The following is a 14,935-nucleotide window of genomic DNA, read 5'->3' on the forward strand; positions in this document are numbered from 1 at the left end:
GCCGCGCCTCAGGCGATCAGGTCGTCGAACTCCCCGTCCTTCGCGCCCAGTACGAACGCGGTCATCTCCGCCTTGGTGTAGACGAGCGCGGGATCGTCGGGGAAGCGGGAGTTCCGCACCGCGTACTGGCCCGTCGGCAGGGCGGCCACCTCCACGCAGTTGCCGTTCGGATTACTGCGCCTGCCCTTGCGCCAGGCCACCGCGAGTCTGCTCGCGGCGATGCCGTTGGGAATCTCCCCCATGGTTCCTCCTCGTGCGTGCGAATGCACGTGCATCGGTGCTTGCAGGGCACGAGGATACGCGAACTAGAAGATCTTGCGCAGTCGCTCCAGAAAGCGCCGACTTTCGGCGGGAGTGTCCGCTTGCACGCTGAGCCGGTCCATGACCTTCATGTAGTGCTCGGACTCACCCAGCTTGTCCAGGTAGAGCGCGCTCGACAGCTGCTCCATGTAGACGACGTCGGGCAGCTCGGGCTCGGGAAAGCGCAGGATGGAGAAGGCGCCGCCGGCCGCCGCGTGCCCGCCCCGCTCGAACGGCATGACCTGCACCGTCACGTTCGGCAGGTCGGCGACCTCGATGAGGTGCCCGATCTGGCCACGCATGGTCTCGTTCCCGCCCAGCGCGCGGCGCAGCACCGCCTCGTCGAGCACCGCCCACAGCGCGACCGGCCGCTCGCCCCTGAGGCGTTCCTGCCTGGTCATCCGGAGCGTGACGCGGCGCTCCATCTCACTCTTCGGCGCCTTGTCGTGGGCCAGCGAGATCACCGCCCGCGCGTAGTCGGGTGTCTGCAGCAGGCCGGGGACGAACTGGTTCTCGTAGGTGCGGATGATCGAGGCCGCCCCCTCCAGGCCGATGTAGACCTCGAACCAGTTCGGCAGCAGGTCGTTGTACTTGTGCCACCAGCCCGGCTGGTTGGCCTGCCTGGCCAGGTGGAGCAGGCGCGCCCGGTCGCCGGGGTCGGTCACGCCGTACATGGTGAGCAGGTCGGCGACGTCGCGCTCCTTGAAGCTCACCTGGCCCAGCTCGAGTCGGCTGATCTTGGCGTGCGAGGCCCTGATGGCGTAGCCGGCGTCCTCCCTGGAGATCCCCTTGGCGGTGCGCAGCCTCCTGAGCTGGGCACCGAGCAGGATACGCAGAACCGTCGGGCCGCCACCCTTGACAGAGCTCAGGGGTCGCACGTTCTCCGCCGCTTCCACGCGCTGTCTCCTCTCGAGTAAAGATCACAGTGTGACACGGATCCGGGGCGGGCATCACCCTTCACGCACGTGCATTTGCGATTTGCATCGGTAAAGCACGGAAAGTCTTGCATCTGTAAGCTCTCGCCGTAAATATGGTCACTTGGACCGCGCGAAGTATCCGAGCCCCGGGGACCTCCATGACCACTTCCGCCGCACCATCAGCACCATGGCACGCCGCCACGGGCACCGCACCGCCCGACTGGCTCAGCACCCTGTTGTCCGGCAGCCCGCCCGGCGACCAGGCGGTGGTGCTCGACTTCGCCATGCCCGCCGACCCGGCCGTCGTGGGGGTGGCCAGGTCGTTCGTGCGCACCACCTTCGCGGGATGGGAGTCCTGCGACGCGGTGTTCGACGCGCAGCTCGTCGTCTCGGAACTGGTGACCAACGCCATCAGGCACGGCGGGGGCGCCAGGTCGCTCAGGCTGGTGTGCTCGCAGCGCCGGCTCGGATGCGCGGTCCGTGACTTCAGCGGCGCGGTGCCGGTGACCGCGACAACCGGTTTCCTGGCCGAGTTCGGCAGGGGGCTGCCGCTCATCGAGGCGCTCACGACCACCTGGGGGTGGCTTCATCCGGCCGGCGGCGGCAAGCTCGTCTGGGCCGCGCTCAACTGAGGCGGCCCACGTCACTGCTGGGCCAGCAGCGCCAGCACGTCGGCGTCGGTCAGCTGCTCGAAGCTTCCGTACCACTGCCCGACCGCGTGGAAGTCGGGCGGCGTGGCCAGCACGACCAGCTCGTCGGCCTCGCCGCGCAACGCCCTGACCGTCTGCGGCGCCCCGACCGGCACAGCCAGGGTGAGCCTGCCCGGCTTGGCCGCCTCGACCGCCCTGAGCGCCGCCCTCGCCGTACCGCCGGTGGCGAGCCCGTCGTCGACGACCACCACGTCCCGGCCCGTCAGGTACGGCAGCTTCCGGTCCCCCCGGTAGACGCGCACCCTGCGGCGCAGCTCCTCGCGCTCCCGCTCGACCACCTTCTCCAGGCCGGAGCGGGTCAGGCCGAGACCGGCCATCAGCCGCTCGTCGAAGACCGGCTCCCCGCCCTCGGCGATGGCGCCCACGCCCAGCTCGGGCTGGGCGGGGTAGCCGATCTTCCTGGTGACGAGGATGTCCAGCACGCCGCCGATCCTGCGGACCACGGGCACCGCCACGGCGACCCCGCCGCGTGGCAACGCCAGGACGACGGGGTCCTTCAGCCCGCGCAGGCGCTCGGCCAGCAGGGCGCCTGCCTCGGCTCTGTCGGCGAACAGCGGCCCCATGCCCGAGTCATACCCGTACCGGTGCCGCGCATCCCTGCGCCGGCTAGGGCCGATTACGCCCTGACCTGCGCATCTCCTTGTGGATGATCTTCCACTTCTGCTGTTGTTCCTTGCGCAGCCTGGCGTCGGTCCTGCCGGCCATCCACGCGGCCTCCCGCTGGAGCTTGAACCAGCTCTCCAGCCTGCGCTCGGGCAGCAGACCCGAATCCAGGGCCGCCTGCACGGCGCAGTCCGGCTCGCCGTTGTGGGAGCAGTCGCCGAACCTGCACGAGCGGGCCAGGTCCTCGATGTCGGCGAAGACGAGGTCGACCCCGTCGGTCATCTCGTAGAGGCCGACCCGCCTGATGCCGGGCGTGTCGATGATCAGCCCGCCGCCGGGCAGCGGGATGAGCTCCCGGTGCACGGTGGTGTGCCGGCCCCTGCCGTCGGCGGCGCGGACCTGCTGGGTGTCCATCACCCCCTCCTCGGCCAGCGCGTTGACCAGCGTGGACTTGCCCGCTCCCGAAGGACCGAGCACCACGGCCGTGCGCGAGCCGGCGAGATGCTCGCGCACCGGCGCGACACCCTCGCCGAGCAGGGAGGAGACGGCGTGCACCGGCACGCCGGGCGCCGCCGCCGAGACGTCGGCCAGCAGCTGGTCGAGCCCCAGCTCGAACAGGTCGGACTTGGTGATGAGCACGACGGGCGTGCCGCCGCTCTCCCACGCCAGGGCGACCAGCCGCTCGATGCGTCCGAGGTCGGCGAAGTCGGTGGCGTGCATGGACGGCTCGGCCACGAAGACGACGTCGACGTTGGCGGCGAGCACCTGCCCCTGTCCGTCGCCGGACAGTCCCCCGCGCGAGACGCGGCTGACGCCGCCCCTCACGAAGGCGGTACGGCGGGGCAGTACCTCGTCGAGCTCGTAGCGGCCCTCGGGCAGCGCCCGCAGCGCCACCCAGTCGCCCACGCAGGGCAGTGCGACCGGGTCGCCGGCCGCGGCCCTGCGCACGCGGGCGCCGTATTTGACATGGTGATGGCCGTCGGAGGCGATGACCTCCGCGGCTCCGCGGTCGACCCGCGCCACGCGCGCGGGAACGGTGTCCGCGGGAAGCTCGGCGGCCAGCGAGCCGGTCCAGCCGAGCAGGGAAAGATCGTGTGTGGTCACGCTTGGGTACCCTTCGGAAGCCGGGCCCCGCGGCGTGAAGGTCAGGCGGGCACCCGGAAGTTTTCGGACAGCGAGCAGCTCAGAAAGACCCGCATAGTCCTCACCTCCCATGTGTCGTGGCCGTCTGCGTAGCCGAACAGTATCACTCCCGCAGATCACGTGCGTCGTGAGCGGTCACGCGGGCTCGCGGACCAGGGCCAGCCAGCGGTCGGTGATCCCGCCCCACAGGTCGCGCAGCGCCGGCTCGGCCGCGGCGACGCCGCCCAGCATGGCGGGCACGTCCAGGCCGAGCTCGGCCAGCTGCGGCGACTCCCCCGAGGCCCACTCGGTGGCCGAGGCGAGCAGCACCTCGGGATGGAACTGCACACCCCACGCGCGCCGGCCCAGGCGGAAGGCCTGGTGCGGGAAGGCGTCGTCGCGCAGGAGGGGGACGGCCCCTGGCGGCAGCTCCGCGATCTCGTCCCAGTGCCACTGGACGGCCTGGCCGTCGGCGGGGAAGCCGGAGAACAGCTCGTCGTCGTCGGCCGCCGGGTAGGCGCCGAGCGGGAAGAGGCCGACCTGGGCGGCGGCGGCGACGGTGACCGTCCCGCCGCAGGCCTGGGCGAGCAGCTGGCCGCCGAGGCAGACCCCCAGGACGGGGACCTCGTCGCGGACCGCCTCCCGCAGCAGCGCCTCCACGGCGGGCAGCCACGGGGCCAGGCCGACGTCGCCGGTTCCCGGGGTGCCGCCGAGCACGACCAGGCCGTCGTGTCCCGACAGGTCGGGGGGCAGGGGTTCGCCCAGGTACGGGTGGCGCAGGTCGAGCTTGTGCCCGGCCCGCTCGATCCGCTCCCCGACCAGGCCGGGGCCGGTGCCGTGTTCGTGCTGGATGCCGAGGATCACAGGCGTCCCGCCTCGATGATGGACTTCAGGAACATGCGCGTACGCTCCTCGTGTGGTTCGGTGAAGATCTGTTCGGGCGGCCCCTCCTCCAGCAGGCAGCCCTGGTGCAGGAAGCACACCCGGCTCGCCACCTCGCGGGCGAAGCCCATCTCGTGGGTGGCCAGCAGCATGGTCAGTCCCTCGGCCGCCAGGTCACGGACGATGCCGAGGACCTCGGCGACGAGCTCGGGGTCGAGCGCCGAGGTGATCTCGTCCAGCAGCAGCACGCGAGGCCCCATGGCGAGGGTCCTGACGATCGCGACCCGCTGCTGCTGCCCGCCGGACAGCCGGTCGGGGTAGGCGTCGGCGCGTTCCTCCAGGCCCACCCTGCGCAGCAGCTCCAGCGCACGGGCACGGGCCTGCTCACGTGGCAGGCCGCCGAGCCTGACCGGCGCCAGCGTGATGTTGTCCAGCACGCTCATGTGCGGGAACAGGTTGTAGCTCTGGAAGACCATGCCGATGTCTTTGCGCAGCAGGTTGACGTCCACGCCCGCTCCGGAGACCACCTCGCCGTCCAGGCGGACGGTGCCGGCGTCGATGGACTCCAGCGCGTTGACACAGCGCAGCAGGGTGGACTTGCCGCTGCCCGAGGCGCCGATCAGGCAGATCACCTCGTGCCGCTCCACGGACAGGTCGATGCCCTTGAGCACCTCGTGGCCGCCGTAGCTCTTGCGCAGCCCTTCGAGCTCCAGGAAGGCCATCACGTGCTCCGTTCGCGGGTGAGGAGACGGTCGACGAGCCGGGCCTGCGGGATGGTGATGAGGATGAACAGCACCGCCACGACCGTGACCGAGGAGAGGTTGAAGTTGTTGGCGGCCAGGATCTTGGCCTGGTTGAAGGCGTCGATGCTGCCGATGACGTTCACCAGCGCGGTGTCCTTCTGCAGGCTGATGAAGTCGTTCAGCAGCGGCGGGATCACCCGGCGCGTGGCTTGCGGCACCACCACGTGCCGCATGGTCGCCAGGTAGGAGAAGCCGAGCGAGCGCGAGGCCGCGATCTGGCTGGGGTGGATGCTCTCGATGCCGGCGCGGAAGACCTCGGCGACGTAGGCGCCGTAGACCACGGTGAGCGCCAGGATCGCGTACCAGGTCTGGTTGAGCCCGCTGAGCAGCGGAACCTCGGCCAGCGGCAGGCCGAAGCCGATCAGGTAGATCACGATGATCGCGGGAACGGCCCGGACGGCGTCGATGTAGAAGGTCGCCAGCCGCCTGATCGGCCGCCCCGCCCGGCCGGGCGCGAGCCTGGCCAGGGCCAGGACCAGGGCCCAGACCAGCACGAGCGCCTGCGCCACCACGGCGATGACCAGGTTGGTGGCGAAGGCGCGGGCGATGTCGGGGAAGCTCGCCCACATCAGGGCGCCGTCGAGGAAGGTCTTCTGCACCGCCGCGTCGTTGGCGAGCACGAAGACGATCGCGCCCAGCGCGCACAGGACGGCCAGCGCCGCGCCGAGCGCCGTCCAGGCCGACTCGCGCACGCGCGCGGCCAGCCGGCGCGCCGCCACGACGTCGGTCTCCTCAAGCGCGGCGGCGCAGGCACGCGAGGCTCGCCAGGCGTCCCACGCGGGCCGGAACACCGCCAGGACGGCCAGCGCGCCCGCGACCGCGACGGCGCCGAGCACCCAGCGCCAGGGCCCGGCGGTGGCCGCCCCGACGAGGTCGGCGGCCACGGCCCAGGTGGCGGCGGTGGCGAGCGCCGCTCCCGTCATGCCGGCCGCCGCGAAACCGCGTCCCGGCGCGGGGACGGGCTGGGCGCGCTCCGGCGCGGCCGAGGCGCCCCCGAGGAGCGTCTGCTGGGCGGTCACGACGCCTGCCAGAGCGGGACGGAGGCCGGGTCGCCGCCGAACACCTTGGCCAGGTGGTCGGCCGACAGCTTGTCGAACGTCCCGTCGGACTTCATCTGCTGGATGATCGCGTCGAGGGTGGCGGCGTTGGGCGAGCCCTTGGGGTAGAGCGCGCCGTACGACTCGCCGGTCGAGTACTGGCCGACGACGGTCAGCGCGCCCTGCGAGTTGGCGGCGGTGCCCAGCATGATGGCCACGTCCTGGAGCCCGGCGTCGATCTGCCCGGCCTTGACGGCGGCGGCCATCTCGGGGTCGTTGGGGAAGACCTTGGGCTGCTGCTCGGGCTTGAGGACGTTGGCCACGAAGTCGGCGCCGGTGGTTCCCTGCTTGACGCCCAGGCGCAGCGTGCGCAGGTTGCCTGCGGTCACGTCGGCGCCCTTCTTGGTCATCACCCCGATGTTGGAGGCGAAGTAGGGCGCCGAGAAGGTCACCACCTTCTTGCGCGCCTCGGTGATGGAGATCTCGGCCAGGGCCAGGTCGAAGTCCTTGGTGTGGCCGGCGACCAGCGCGTCGAAGGGCGCGTTCTCGACGGCCAGCTTGGACAGCCCCGCGCGGTAGGCGATGGTGGCCGCCATGCAGTACTCGAAGCCGTCCTTGATGTCGGCCACCGTGTCGCCGTTCCACCAGCCCTTGGAGGGCAGGTCGCCCTGCACCGTCAGGGTGTCCTCGGTCACGGTCGCGAGCTTGAACTCGCCGCGCTTGCCGGTCACGGTGCAGTTGCCGTAGGCGGTGCCGCTGGCCTCGGTGGTGCTGGAGGTGGAGGATCCGCAACCTGCCGCAAGCAGCAGGACGGTGAGACCGGCGGCGGCGAGGCCGGAGCGGGTTCGGGTCATGGCTCACTCCTGAGTCGTTCTGGGGTACGCCACGGTTGCAAAAACGCTTTGGCTCGGTCAATGGGTGTTGCCAAAACGTTTTCTCAAACGCCGATAGGATCATTCCATGAGCTCACGCGCCGGCATCCGCGACGTCGCCACCGCCACCGGGCTGTCGATCACGACGGTGTCCCACGCCCTCAGCGGCAAGGGCCGCGTCTCCGCCAAGACCAGGGCGATGGTCCTGGCCGCCGCGGAGGAGCTCGGCTACCGGCCCGACCCGATCGCCGCGGGCCTGGCCTCCGGCCGGGTGGGCGTGATCGGCGTGCCCGTCGTCCACCTCGACTCGCGGCACTGGGGCCACACCTACCGGCCCTACTACGCCGCGTTCACGGCCGGCGCCACCATGCTGGCCGTCGAGCGCGAGCACGCCCTGGTCGTCGTGCCGGCCGCACCCGGTTCGGGGATGATCCGCAGGGTCCCGCTGGACGGCGTCATCGTGGTCGACCCCGAGCCGAACGACGCCATCCTGGCCGACTGCCTGCGCAGGGCGATCCCCGTGGTCGCCGACGGCGCGCCCCTCGACCCCGGGCACGCGACCGTCCCCGTCATCCACAGCGACGCCGACGACGTGCTGCGCACGCTGCTCGACCGGCTGCGCGCCACGGGCTCGCGCCGCATCGCGCTGCTGACCGGCACCGAGGCCGACTCCTACACGATCGACACCGACCGCGCCTACCGCGCCTGGTGCGCGGCCACCGGCAACCCGCCGATCGTCGAGGCGCTGCAGCCCGACGAGGTCCCCGAGATGGCCGCCGAGCGGCTGCTGTCGCGGGCCGACCGGCCCGACGCCGTCCACGGCCTCAACGAGACCTACGGCGAGGCGCTGCTGGCCGCCGCCAGGAGGCTTGGCCTGTCCATCCCCTGCGACCTGCGCGTGTCGATGATGTGCGAGACCTCGGAGGACAAGCGCTGGGAGGTGCCCCTCACCGTGATCAGCCTGGAGGCCGCCGAGCGCGGCGCGATCGCGGCGGCGGCGCTGATCGACGTTCTGGCCGGGAAGGCGGCCGACCGGCTGCACGTCCCGACCCGCCTGGTCATCCGCACCTCGACGGGCTGACACGCCGACGGGCTGACACGCCACCGCCCCGCCACGACGTGCGCGGCGGGGCGGGATGAGCTGGGCGGTCTAGGACAGGCCGGGCGCGGGGAAGCGCGCGGTCAGCTCGGAGACCTCGTGGTGCACGCGGGTGATCACGTCCTCGGCGTCACCCTTGGCCAGCGCGGTGACGACCTCGTCCATCCACGCGCCGATCTGCCGCATCTCGGCCTCCTTCATGCCGCGCGAGGTGACCGACGGCGTGCCGATGCGGATGCCGGACGGGTCGAACGGCTTGCGGGTGTCGAACGGCACCGTGTTGTAGTTGGTCTCCAGGCCCGCCCGGTCGAGCGCCTGCGCGGCGGGCTTGCCGCCGATGCCCTTGGGCGTCAGGTCGAGCAGGATCAGGTGGTTGTCCGTGCCGCCGGAGACCAGGTCGAAGCCGCGGCTCGACAGTTCCTCAGCCAGCGCCTTGGCGTTGGCGACGACCTGAGCGGCGTACTCGCGGAAGGCCGGCTGGGCCGCCTCGTGCAGGGCCACCGCGATCGCGGCGGTCGTGTGGTTGTGCGGGCCGCCCTGCAGGCCGGGGAAGACGGCCTTGTTCAGCGCCGTGGCGTGCTCGGCGGAGGAGGCCATCAGCATCGCGCCGCGCGGGCCGCGCAGCGTCTTGTGCGTGGTGGTGGAGATCACGTCGGCGTGGCCGACGGGCGACGGGTGGGCGCCACCGGCGATGAGGCCGGCGATGTGCGCGATGTCGGCGGCCAGGACCGCGCCGACCTCACGGGCGATCGAGGCGAAGCCCTCGAAGTCGATCGTGCGCGGGATCGCGGTGCCGCCGCAGAAGATCAGCTTCGGCCGGTGCTCCAGGGCCAGCTCCCTGACCTGGTCGAGGTCGACGCGGCCGGTGTCCTGGCGGACGCCGTAGCGGACCGGGTTGAACCACTTGCCGGTGGCGCTGACCGACCAGCCGTGGGTCAGGTGCCCGCCGAACGGCAGGCCCATGCCCATGACGGTGTCGCCCGGGTTGAGGAAGGCCATGTAGATGGCCAGGTTGGCGGGCGAGCCGGAGTAGGGCTGGACGTTGGCGTGCTCGACCCCGAACACCGCCTTGGCCCGGTCGACGGCCAGCGTCTCGATCTGGTCGATGACCTGCTGGCCCTCGTAGTAGCGCTTGCCCGCGTAACCCTCGGAGTACTTGTTGGTGAGAACGGTGCCGGTGGCCTCGAGGACCGCCTTGGACACGTAGTTCTCGGACGCGATGAGCTTGACGGTGTCGGCCTGACGGCGTTCCTCGGCCTTGATGAGCTCGGCGAGCTGCGGGTCGACGTTGGCGAGAGAACTCATGACTCCCCTGTCATCATTGACATTGCGCGAAGACCCAGGCGCTCGGCCTTCGCCCCTTCCGCTCCCCGGTGGTCAACCACCTAATGCGCCAGTCGCGACGCCCTAGACGATATCGGATGTCCATCGGCTGTCAGCCTGCCGCACGGCCGGCCCTGCCCCTGGTCGTCCCCTCCCCCGGCCACAGCCGGTCGACCTCGGCGTTCAGGATGGCACCGATGAGCACGGCCAGCGCGGTGATGTACAGCCACAGCAGCACGGCGATGGGCGCGGCCAGCGAGCCGTACACCGAGACGGGCGAGAACCAGGAGGCCAGGACCGTGCGCAGCACCATCGCGCACACCAGCCACAGGAACAGCGCCAGGACCGCGCCGGGCAGTTCGCGGAACCACCGGGTCCGCACGGGCACGCTGACGTGGTAGAGCAGGGTCAGGAACAGCACCGAGCCGATGATGACGACGGGCCAGTACAGCACGTCGACCAGCACCGCGTAGTCCTTGATCGCCGATCTGAGCAGGTCGGGCCCGATGAGCATGACCGGCATGACGACGACGCCGATGAGCAGGGCGATGAGGTAGAGGCCGAAGGACATCAGCCGGGTGCGGATGATGCCGCGTTCCTCGCCCAGGCCGTAGGCCACCGAGATGAGGTCCACGTACACGTACAGCGCGCGTGAGCCCGACCAGAGCGCCAGCAGGAAGCCGACCGAGATCAGCGGCACCGTGTTGCCGCTGCTGAGCACGTCGTCCAGCAGCGGCTTGATCACCTGGTCGATGGCGTTGTCGGTGAAGATGAACTGCGCCTGCTTCTCCACCTCGGCGCGCACGGTCTGGACGGTGTCGGGGCCCAGCACGAAGCTCAGCTGGGCCAGCACGGCGATGAGCCCGAGCACGAACGGCGGCAGCGACAGCAGGGCGAAGAAGGCGGCCTCGCCGGCCAGACCGGTGACGCGGTAGTTGACGCCGGCGTCCACGGACGCGCGAACGATGGCCCACGACCGGGTGTCCAGCACCCAGCTGAGCCGCTCCCTCGCGCGGCTCATGCTGAGCCGCGGCCCGCGGCGCTTCGCGCCGGGCGGTGCGTCGGTGGACGTCATGGCAACCAAGGTATTCGCTGTCCGAGGTCAGCTTCCCCGCATGACCTGTGACAATCCGATCTCGTGTCAGGTTTCGACGATACGCGCGCCGAGGGGCAGGAGCGAGACGGGGATGAGTTTGATGTTGGCCACTCCCAGCGGGATGCCGATGATCGAGATGAACAGCGGGATCGCGGTGATGATGTGGCCGAGCGCCAGCCACCAGCCCGCGAAGATGATCCAGATGACGTTGCCGATGGTCGACATCGCGCCGGCGTCGGGATCGCGCACGACGGTCCTGCCGAAGGGCCACAGCGCGTAGCCGGCGATCCTGAACGAGGCGATGCCGAAGGGGATCGTGATGATCAGGATGCAGCAGATGACGCCGGCGATCACGTAGCCGATCGCCAGCCAGAGGCCGGCCAGGACCAGCCAGATCACGTTCAGAATGGTGCGCATATGTTCAGCATGTCAGCACATATCCCAAACGATCATCCGGAATCGCCCTGAATCACCCCTGACGGGTCCCTGCCCTTCCCCGGCGGGCCCGCGAACGCCTGCGCGACCGCCGTCCATTCCCGCGCCGTCTCGCCCGTCACCTCCAGGCGCAGGTCGTCCAGGTGCCGCCGCTGGGTCACCAGCAGGCAGAAGTCGAGCATCGGCCCGCGCACCACGTCCCGCGCTCCCGCGGGCCCGGCCGTCCACGGCACGCCGTCCGGCAGCGTCAGCTCCACCCGCACCGGGTCGGCGGGCACCGGCCTGCCTCTGACCGCGAAGCCGTACGGCATGGCCCGCACCCCCAGCGTGGCGACGTGCCTGAGCCTGGCGGTGGGAGTCCTGACCACGCCCAGCGCGTCAGCCACGTCCTGGCCGTGGGCCCAGGTCTCCATCAGCCTGGCGGTGACGAAGGAGGCGGCCGACATGGGCGGGCCGTACCAGGGGACGCGCCGCCTGGGATCGAGCGTGGCGAACACCTCCAGCATGCGGGCGCGGGCGGTACGGAACCACGCGCGCACCTCGGCCGCGGGCAGCGCGCGGGCCTCGGCCACCAGGTCGTCGACGAAGGTCTCGGCCACCTCGCCGGCCCGCAGGGAGCCGGGGTCGGTGACGGCTCTGACCGCCGCCTCGTCGAACCACGCCAGGTGGCCGACCTGGTCGCGGATCAGCCACCCCTCGGCCGGCGTGGGGAGCTCCCAGTCGGCGCCCTCCAGGAGCGACTCGAGGTCGGCGGTCTCGTCGCGCAGGTCGATGAGCAGGGCCGGGAAGAAGTCCACGATGAATAATCAAGTGGTGATCTGCGAGAAGTGCAAGGAGAAGCATCACGAGGAGTGCAGGGGCGGTTCGTGGTGCGACTGCCAGCACCAGAGCGAGGACACGCCCAAGGAGTCGGAACTCGACTGGCCCAGGCAGGGCTGAAGATCGTCCAGACTCTGGACCACTGTTGGACATGGCAGACCGCCAAGGTATGGTCTGAGGTATGCCAGCGGACCCGATGCTCGTCGTGCGACGTCACGTCGACCTTCAGCGTGTCCGCAGCGCCATCTGTTAGCGACGCCCGCTCTCCTTTCCGTTTTCTTTCTGGAACGACGCGCGCGTCGCACACCCCGGTCCCCTGCACTCGACGATGAGGCAGGAGGAGGCCGGCGCGCGCCCATGACCCAAAGGACGCGCTATGACCACCCCTGCCAGCCGGCATCACAAGCGCCCGCGCGGCGAAGGTCAGTGGGCTCTCGGCTACCGCGAGCCGCTGAACAAGAACGAGGAGAACAAGAAGAGCGATGACGGGCTGAACGTACGCCAGCGCATCATCGACATCTACTCCAAGCGCGGCTTCGACTCCATCGACCCGGCCGACCTGCGTGGACGCATGCGGTGGTACGGCCTGTACACCCAGCGCAAGCCCGGCATCGACGGCGGCAAGACCGCCGTCCTGGAGCCGGAGGAGCTGGACGACCGCTACTTCATGCTGCGCGTCCGCATCGACGGCGGGCAGCTGAGCGTCGAGCAGCTGCGGGTGCTGGCCGACATCTCCAACCAGTACGGCCGGGGCACCGCCGACGTCACCGACCGGCAGAACATCCAGTACCACTGGATCGAGATCGAGGCGGTGCCCGACATCTGGCAGCGCCTGGAGGCCGTCGGCCTGTCGACGACCGAGGCCTGCGGCGACACGCCGCGCGTCATCCTCGGCTGCCCGCTGGCCGGTATCGACTCCGAGGAGGTGCTCGACGCCACCGAGGCGATCCGCGAGGTGCACGAGCGCTTCATCGGCGACCCGGCCTACTCCAACCTGCCGCGCAAGTTCAAGTCGGCCATCTCCGGCTGCCCGGCCCACTGCACGGTGCACGAGATCAACGACGTGGCCTTCGTCGGGGTCGTCAACGAGCAGGGCGAGAAGGGCTTCGACCTGTGGGTGGGCGGCGGTCTGTCCACCAACCCGATGTTCGGCAAGCGGCTCGGCGTGTTCGTCCGCCCCGACCAGGTGGGCGACGTCTACGGCGGCGTGATCGGCATCTTCCGCGACTACGGCTACCGCAGGCTCAGGCACCGCGCCAGGATCAAGTTCCTGGTCAACGACTGGGGCCCGGAGAAGTTCCGCGAGGTGCTGCAGACGGAGTACCTCAAGGAGGACCTGCCCGACGGCCCCGCGCCCGAGCAGCCGCGCAACAGCCGCCGCGACCACGTGGGCGTCCACCCGCAGCAGGACGGCAACTTCTACGTCGGCTTCGCGCCCAAGGTCGGCCGACTCGACGGCGACACGCTGCACGTGATCGCCGACCTGGCCGAGCGGCACGGCTCGGCCCGGGTCCGCACCACCGTCGAGCAGAAGATGGTCATCCTCGACGTCGCGCCCGACCAGGTCGACTCGCTGGTGGCCGCGCTGGAGGCGCACGACCTGCAGGTCACGCCCTCCACCTTCCGCCGCCAGACGATGGCCTGCACCGGCATCGAGTACTGCAAGCTGGCCATCGTCGAGACCAAGGCCACCGCCTCCCACCTGATCGACGAGCTGGAGAAGCGGCTGCCGTCCTTCGCCGAGCCGCTGACCATCAACGTCAACGGCTGCCCGAACTCCTGCGCCCGCATCCAGGTCGCCGACATCGGCCTGAAGGGCCAGCTGGTCGTCAACGACAAGGGCGAGCAGGTCGAGGGCTTCCAGATCCACCTCGGCGGCTCGCTCGGCGTCAACGCGGGCTTCGGCCGCAAGGTGCGCGGCCTGAAGACCACGGCCGAGGAGCTGCCCGACTACGTCGAGCGGGTCCTGACCCACTTCGAGGACCAGAAGAAAGAGGGCGAGTCGTTCGCCGACTGGGTCCAGCGAGCGGACGAGGCGGACCTCAGATGAGCGAGCGCGCGGTTCCCTTCCACTGCCCGTACTGCGGTGAGGAGGACCTGGAGCCCTACGAGGGCGACGGCGGCTGGTACTGCCGGGCCTGCGCCCGCGCCTTCAAGCTCAAGTTTCTCGGGATCGGAGTGAGGATATGACGCTGGTTGACATCGAGGTGACGTTAAGAGAACAGCGCGGCACGCTCGACCTGCAGTCCATTGTCGAGTCCGCCGCCGTGTTCCTGGAGGGCGCGCCCGCCAGGGAGATCATCCGGTGGGCGGCCGCCACGTTCGGCGACCGGTTGTGCCTGACCTCCTCCATGAGCGACGCCCTGCTGATCGACCTGGTGAGCAGGGTGAAGCCGGGTGTTGACGTCCTGTTCATCGACACGGGCTACCACTTCGCCGAGACGATCGGCACCCGTGACGCGGTACGGCAGGTCTATGACGTCAACGTGATCGATGTGAAGCCGTCGCGGACGGTGGAGGAACAGGAGCGTGACCTCGGTCCGCGGCTGTTCGGCCGCAATCCCGACCTGTGCTGCTACCTGCGCAAGGTGGAGCCGCTCAACCGGGCGCTCGAGCCGTACCTGGCGTGGCTCTCCGGCATCCGCCGCGACGAGTCGCCGACGCGCACGGGCACCAAGGTCGTGGAGTGGGACGCCAAGCGCCAGATGGTCAAGGTCAACCCGATCGCCGCGTGGACCCAGGACGACGTCGACAACTACATGGCCGACAACGGCGTCCTGATCAACCCGCTGCACTACGACAACTACCCGTCCATCGGCTGCGCGCCCTGCACGCGACAGGTGGCCGAGGGCGAGGATCCGCGCAGCGGCCGTTGGGCGGGCATGGGGAAGACCGAATGCGGCATTCACCTCTGATC

Annotated in this window: 19 protein-coding genes and 1 riboswitch; of the genes, 7 read left to right on the plus strand and 12 right to left on the minus strand. The window is 70.3% G+C overall.

Features of this window, described 5'->3' with window-relative positions:
* Window positions 1-8: 8 nt before the first annotated feature.
* A complete protein-coding gene (locus tag ACWDLG_RS25620) occupies window positions 9-242 on the minus strand; it encodes a DUF397 domain-containing protein (protein ID WP_449924216.1) in 234 nt (77 codons plus the stop codon).
* 63 nt (window positions 243-305) lie between these two features.
* Window positions 306-1,196 (minus strand): helix-turn-helix domain-containing protein, encoded by an 891-nt coding sequence (locus ACWDLG_RS25625; RefSeq protein ID WP_449924218.1) that lies wholly within the window; start codon window positions 1,194-1,196, stop codon window positions 306-308.
* 179 nt (window positions 1,197-1,375) lie between these two features.
* Between ACWDLG_RS25625 and ACWDLG_RS25630 the strand changes: the two genes are divergently transcribed.
* Complete coding sequence (locus ACWDLG_RS25630) at window positions 1,376-1,849, plus strand: ATP-binding protein (RefSeq protein ID WP_449924221.1); 474 nt, start codon at window positions 1,376-1,378, stop codon at window positions 1,847-1,849.
* 11 nt (window positions 1,850-1,860) lie between these two features.
* Here the strand turns inward: ACWDLG_RS25630 and ACWDLG_RS25635 are convergent, their stop codons facing one another.
* The 6 genes from ACWDLG_RS25635 to ACWDLG_RS25660 form a co-directional block, all read right to left on the minus strand.
* Entirely contained in the window at window positions 1,861-2,490 is a 630-nt protein-coding gene (locus tag ACWDLG_RS25635) for a phosphoribosyltransferase (protein ID WP_354904290.1), read from the minus strand.
* Between the two features lie 43 nt (window positions 2,491-2,533).
* Window positions 2,534-3,634: a ribosome small subunit-dependent GTPase A gene (gene rsgA, locus ACWDLG_RS25640; protein ID WP_354904292.1), complete on the minus strand. Its 1,101-nt coding sequence runs from the start codon at window positions 3,632-3,634 to the stop codon at window positions 2,534-2,536.
* A 174-nt stretch (window positions 3,635-3,808) separates the two neighbouring features.
* The gene (locus tag ACWDLG_RS25645) at window positions 3,809-4,516 is read right to left on the minus strand and encodes a type 1 glutamine amidotransferase (RefSeq protein WP_449924224.1); all 708 of its coding nucleotides are present in this window, start codon (window positions 4,514-4,516) and stop codon (window positions 3,809-3,811) included.
* Window positions 4,513-5,256, minus strand: coding sequence for an amino acid ABC transporter ATP-binding protein (locus tag ACWDLG_RS25650; RefSeq protein ID WP_354904296.1), 744 nt, complete (start codon window positions 5,254-5,256; stop codon window positions 4,513-4,515). Before ACWDLG_RS25650 ends, ACWDLG_RS25645 begins: the two co-directional genes overlap by 4 nt.
* Window positions 5,256-6,356 carry an amino acid ABC transporter permease gene (locus ACWDLG_RS25655; RefSeq protein ID WP_449924227.1) on the minus strand — a complete coding sequence of 367 codons (1,101 nt, stop codon included), beginning with the start codon at window positions 6,354-6,356 and terminating at the stop codon, window positions 5,256-5,258. Before ACWDLG_RS25655 ends, ACWDLG_RS25650 begins: the two co-directional genes overlap by 1 nt.
* The gene (locus ACWDLG_RS25660) at window positions 6,353-7,228 is read right to left on the minus strand and encodes an ABC transporter substrate-binding protein (protein ID WP_449924230.1); all 876 of its coding nucleotides are present in this window, start codon (window positions 7,226-7,228) and stop codon (window positions 6,353-6,355) included. Before ACWDLG_RS25660 ends, ACWDLG_RS25655 begins: the two co-directional genes overlap by 4 nt.
* A gap of 106 nt (window positions 7,229-7,334) precedes the next feature.
* On the opposite strand from ACWDLG_RS25660, the gene ACWDLG_RS25665 reads away from it, so the two are divergent.
* Window positions 7,335-8,327, plus strand: a complete 993-nt coding sequence (locus tag ACWDLG_RS25665; RefSeq protein ID WP_449924232.1) for a LacI family DNA-binding transcriptional regulator — start codon at window positions 7,335-7,337, stop codon at window positions 8,325-8,327.
* A 69-nt stretch (window positions 8,328-8,396) separates the two neighbouring features.
* Here the strand turns inward: ACWDLG_RS25665 and glyA are convergent, their stop codons facing one another.
* The 4 genes from glyA to ACWDLG_RS25685 all read right to left on the minus strand — a co-directional run bounded on the left by glyA (window position 8,397) and on the right by ACWDLG_RS25685 (window position 11,996).
* Window positions 8,397-9,650, minus strand: a complete 1,254-nt coding sequence (glyA, locus tag ACWDLG_RS25670) for a serine hydroxymethyltransferase (protein WP_449924235.1) — start codon at window positions 9,648-9,650, stop codon at window positions 8,397-8,399.
* A gap of 25 nt (window positions 9,651-9,675) precedes the next feature.
* Window positions 9,676-9,756: riboswitch (ZMP/ZTP riboswitch) on the minus strand.
* Window positions 9,757-9,780: 24 nt separating this feature from the next.
* The gene (locus ACWDLG_RS25675) at window positions 9,781-10,743 is read right to left on the minus strand and encodes a YihY/virulence factor BrkB family protein (RefSeq protein ID WP_449924238.1); all 963 of its coding nucleotides are present in this window, start codon (window positions 10,741-10,743) and stop codon (window positions 9,781-9,783) included.
* Between the two features lie 66 nt (window positions 10,744-10,809).
* The gene (locus tag ACWDLG_RS25680; protein WP_354904310.1) at window positions 10,810-11,181 is read right to left on the minus strand and encodes a YccF domain-containing protein; all 372 of its coding nucleotides are present in this window, start codon (window positions 11,179-11,181) and stop codon (window positions 10,810-10,812) included.
* Window positions 11,182-11,213: 32 nt separating this feature from the next.
* Entirely contained in the window at window positions 11,214-11,996 is a 783-nt protein-coding gene (locus ACWDLG_RS25685) for a TIGR03084 family metal-binding protein (protein ID WP_449924241.1), read from the minus strand.
* A gap of 1 nt (window position 11,997) precedes the next feature.
* On the opposite strand from ACWDLG_RS25685, the gene ACWDLG_RS25690 reads away from it, so the two are divergent.
* The 5 genes from ACWDLG_RS25690 (at window position 11,998) to ACWDLG_RS25710 (ending at window position 14,933) form a co-directional block, all read left to right on the plus strand.
* A complete protein-coding gene (locus tag ACWDLG_RS25690) occupies window positions 11,998-12,138 on the plus strand; it encodes a hypothetical protein (RefSeq protein WP_354904315.1) in 141 nt (46 codons plus the stop codon).
* A gap of 61 nt (window positions 12,139-12,199) precedes the next feature.
* Window positions 12,200-12,271, plus strand: coding sequence for a putative leader peptide (locus ACWDLG_RS25695; RefSeq protein ID WP_354905218.1), 72 nt, complete (start codon window positions 12,200-12,202; stop codon window positions 12,269-12,271).
* Between the two features lie 123 nt (window positions 12,272-12,394).
* Window positions 12,395-14,068, plus strand: a complete 1,674-nt coding sequence (locus ACWDLG_RS25700) for a nitrite/sulfite reductase (RefSeq protein ID WP_449924244.1) — start codon at window positions 12,395-12,397, stop codon at window positions 14,066-14,068.
* Window positions 14,065-14,208 (plus strand): Insertion element protein, encoded by a 144-nt coding sequence (locus ACWDLG_RS25705; RefSeq protein ID WP_354904319.1) that lies wholly within the window; start codon window positions 14,065-14,067, stop codon window positions 14,206-14,208. The genes ACWDLG_RS25700 and ACWDLG_RS25705 overlap by 4 nt, the downstream gene beginning before the upstream one ends.
* Window positions 14,205-14,933, plus strand: a complete 729-nt coding sequence (locus tag ACWDLG_RS25710; protein WP_354904321.1) for a phosphoadenylyl-sulfate reductase — start codon at window positions 14,205-14,207, stop codon at window positions 14,931-14,933. The genes ACWDLG_RS25705 and ACWDLG_RS25710 overlap by 4 nt, the downstream gene beginning before the upstream one ends.
* The last annotated feature ends 2 nt before the right edge of the window (window positions 14,934-14,935 follow it).

Source organism: Nonomuraea sp. NPDC003727, assembly GCF_053586935.1.

Excerpts from the sequence above, each read along its gene's own strand:
- ACWDLG_RS25620 (WP_449924216.1), bottom strand. The coding sequence starts at position 242 with ATGGGGGAGATTCCCAACGGCATCGCCGCGAGCAGACTCGCGGTGGCC.
- ACWDLG_RS25630 (WP_449924221.1), top strand. The coding sequence starts at position 1,376 with ATGACCACTTCCGCCGCACCATCAGCACCATGGCACGCCGCCACGGGC.
- ACWDLG_RS25635 (WP_354904290.1), bottom strand. The coding sequence starts at position 2,490 with ATGGGGCCGCTGTTCGCCGACAGAGCCGAGGCAGGCGCCCTGCTGGCC.
- ACWDLG_RS25650 (WP_354904296.1), bottom strand. The coding sequence starts at position 5,256 with ATGGCCTTCCTGGAGCTCGAAGGGCTGCGCAAGAGCTACGGCGGCCAC.
- ACWDLG_RS25660 (WP_449924230.1), bottom strand. The coding sequence starts at position 7,228 with ATGACCCGAACCCGCTCCGGCCTCGCCGCCGCCGGTCTCACCGTCCTG.
- ACWDLG_RS25665 (WP_449924232.1), top strand. The coding sequence starts at position 7,335 with ATGAGCTCACGCGCCGGCATCCGCGACGTCGCCACCGCCACCGGGCTG.
- glyA (WP_449924235.1), bottom strand. The coding sequence starts at position 9,650 with ATGAGTTCTCTCGCCAACGTCGACCCGCAGCTCGCCGAGCTCATCAAG.
- ACWDLG_RS25675 (WP_449924238.1), bottom strand. The coding sequence starts at position 10,743 with ATGACGTCCACCGACGCACCGCCCGGCGCGAAGCGCCGCGGGCCGCGG.
- ACWDLG_RS25680 (WP_354904310.1), bottom strand. The coding sequence starts at position 11,181 with ATGCGCACCATTCTGAACGTGATCTGGCTGGTCCTGGCCGGCCTCTGG.
- ACWDLG_RS25690 (WP_354904315.1), top strand. The coding sequence starts at position 11,998 with ATGAATAATCAAGTGGTGATCTGCGAGAAGTGCAAGGAGAAGCATCAC.
- ACWDLG_RS25700 (WP_449924244.1), top strand. The coding sequence starts at position 12,395 with ATGACCACCCCTGCCAGCCGGCATCACAAGCGCCCGCGCGGCGAAGGT.
- ACWDLG_RS25705 (WP_354904319.1), top strand. The coding sequence starts at position 14,065 with ATGAGCGAGCGCGCGGTTCCCTTCCACTGCCCGTACTGCGGTGAGGAG.
- ACWDLG_RS25710 (WP_354904321.1), top strand. The coding sequence starts at position 14,205 with ATGACGCTGGTTGACATCGAGGTGACGTTAAGAGAACAGCGCGGCACG.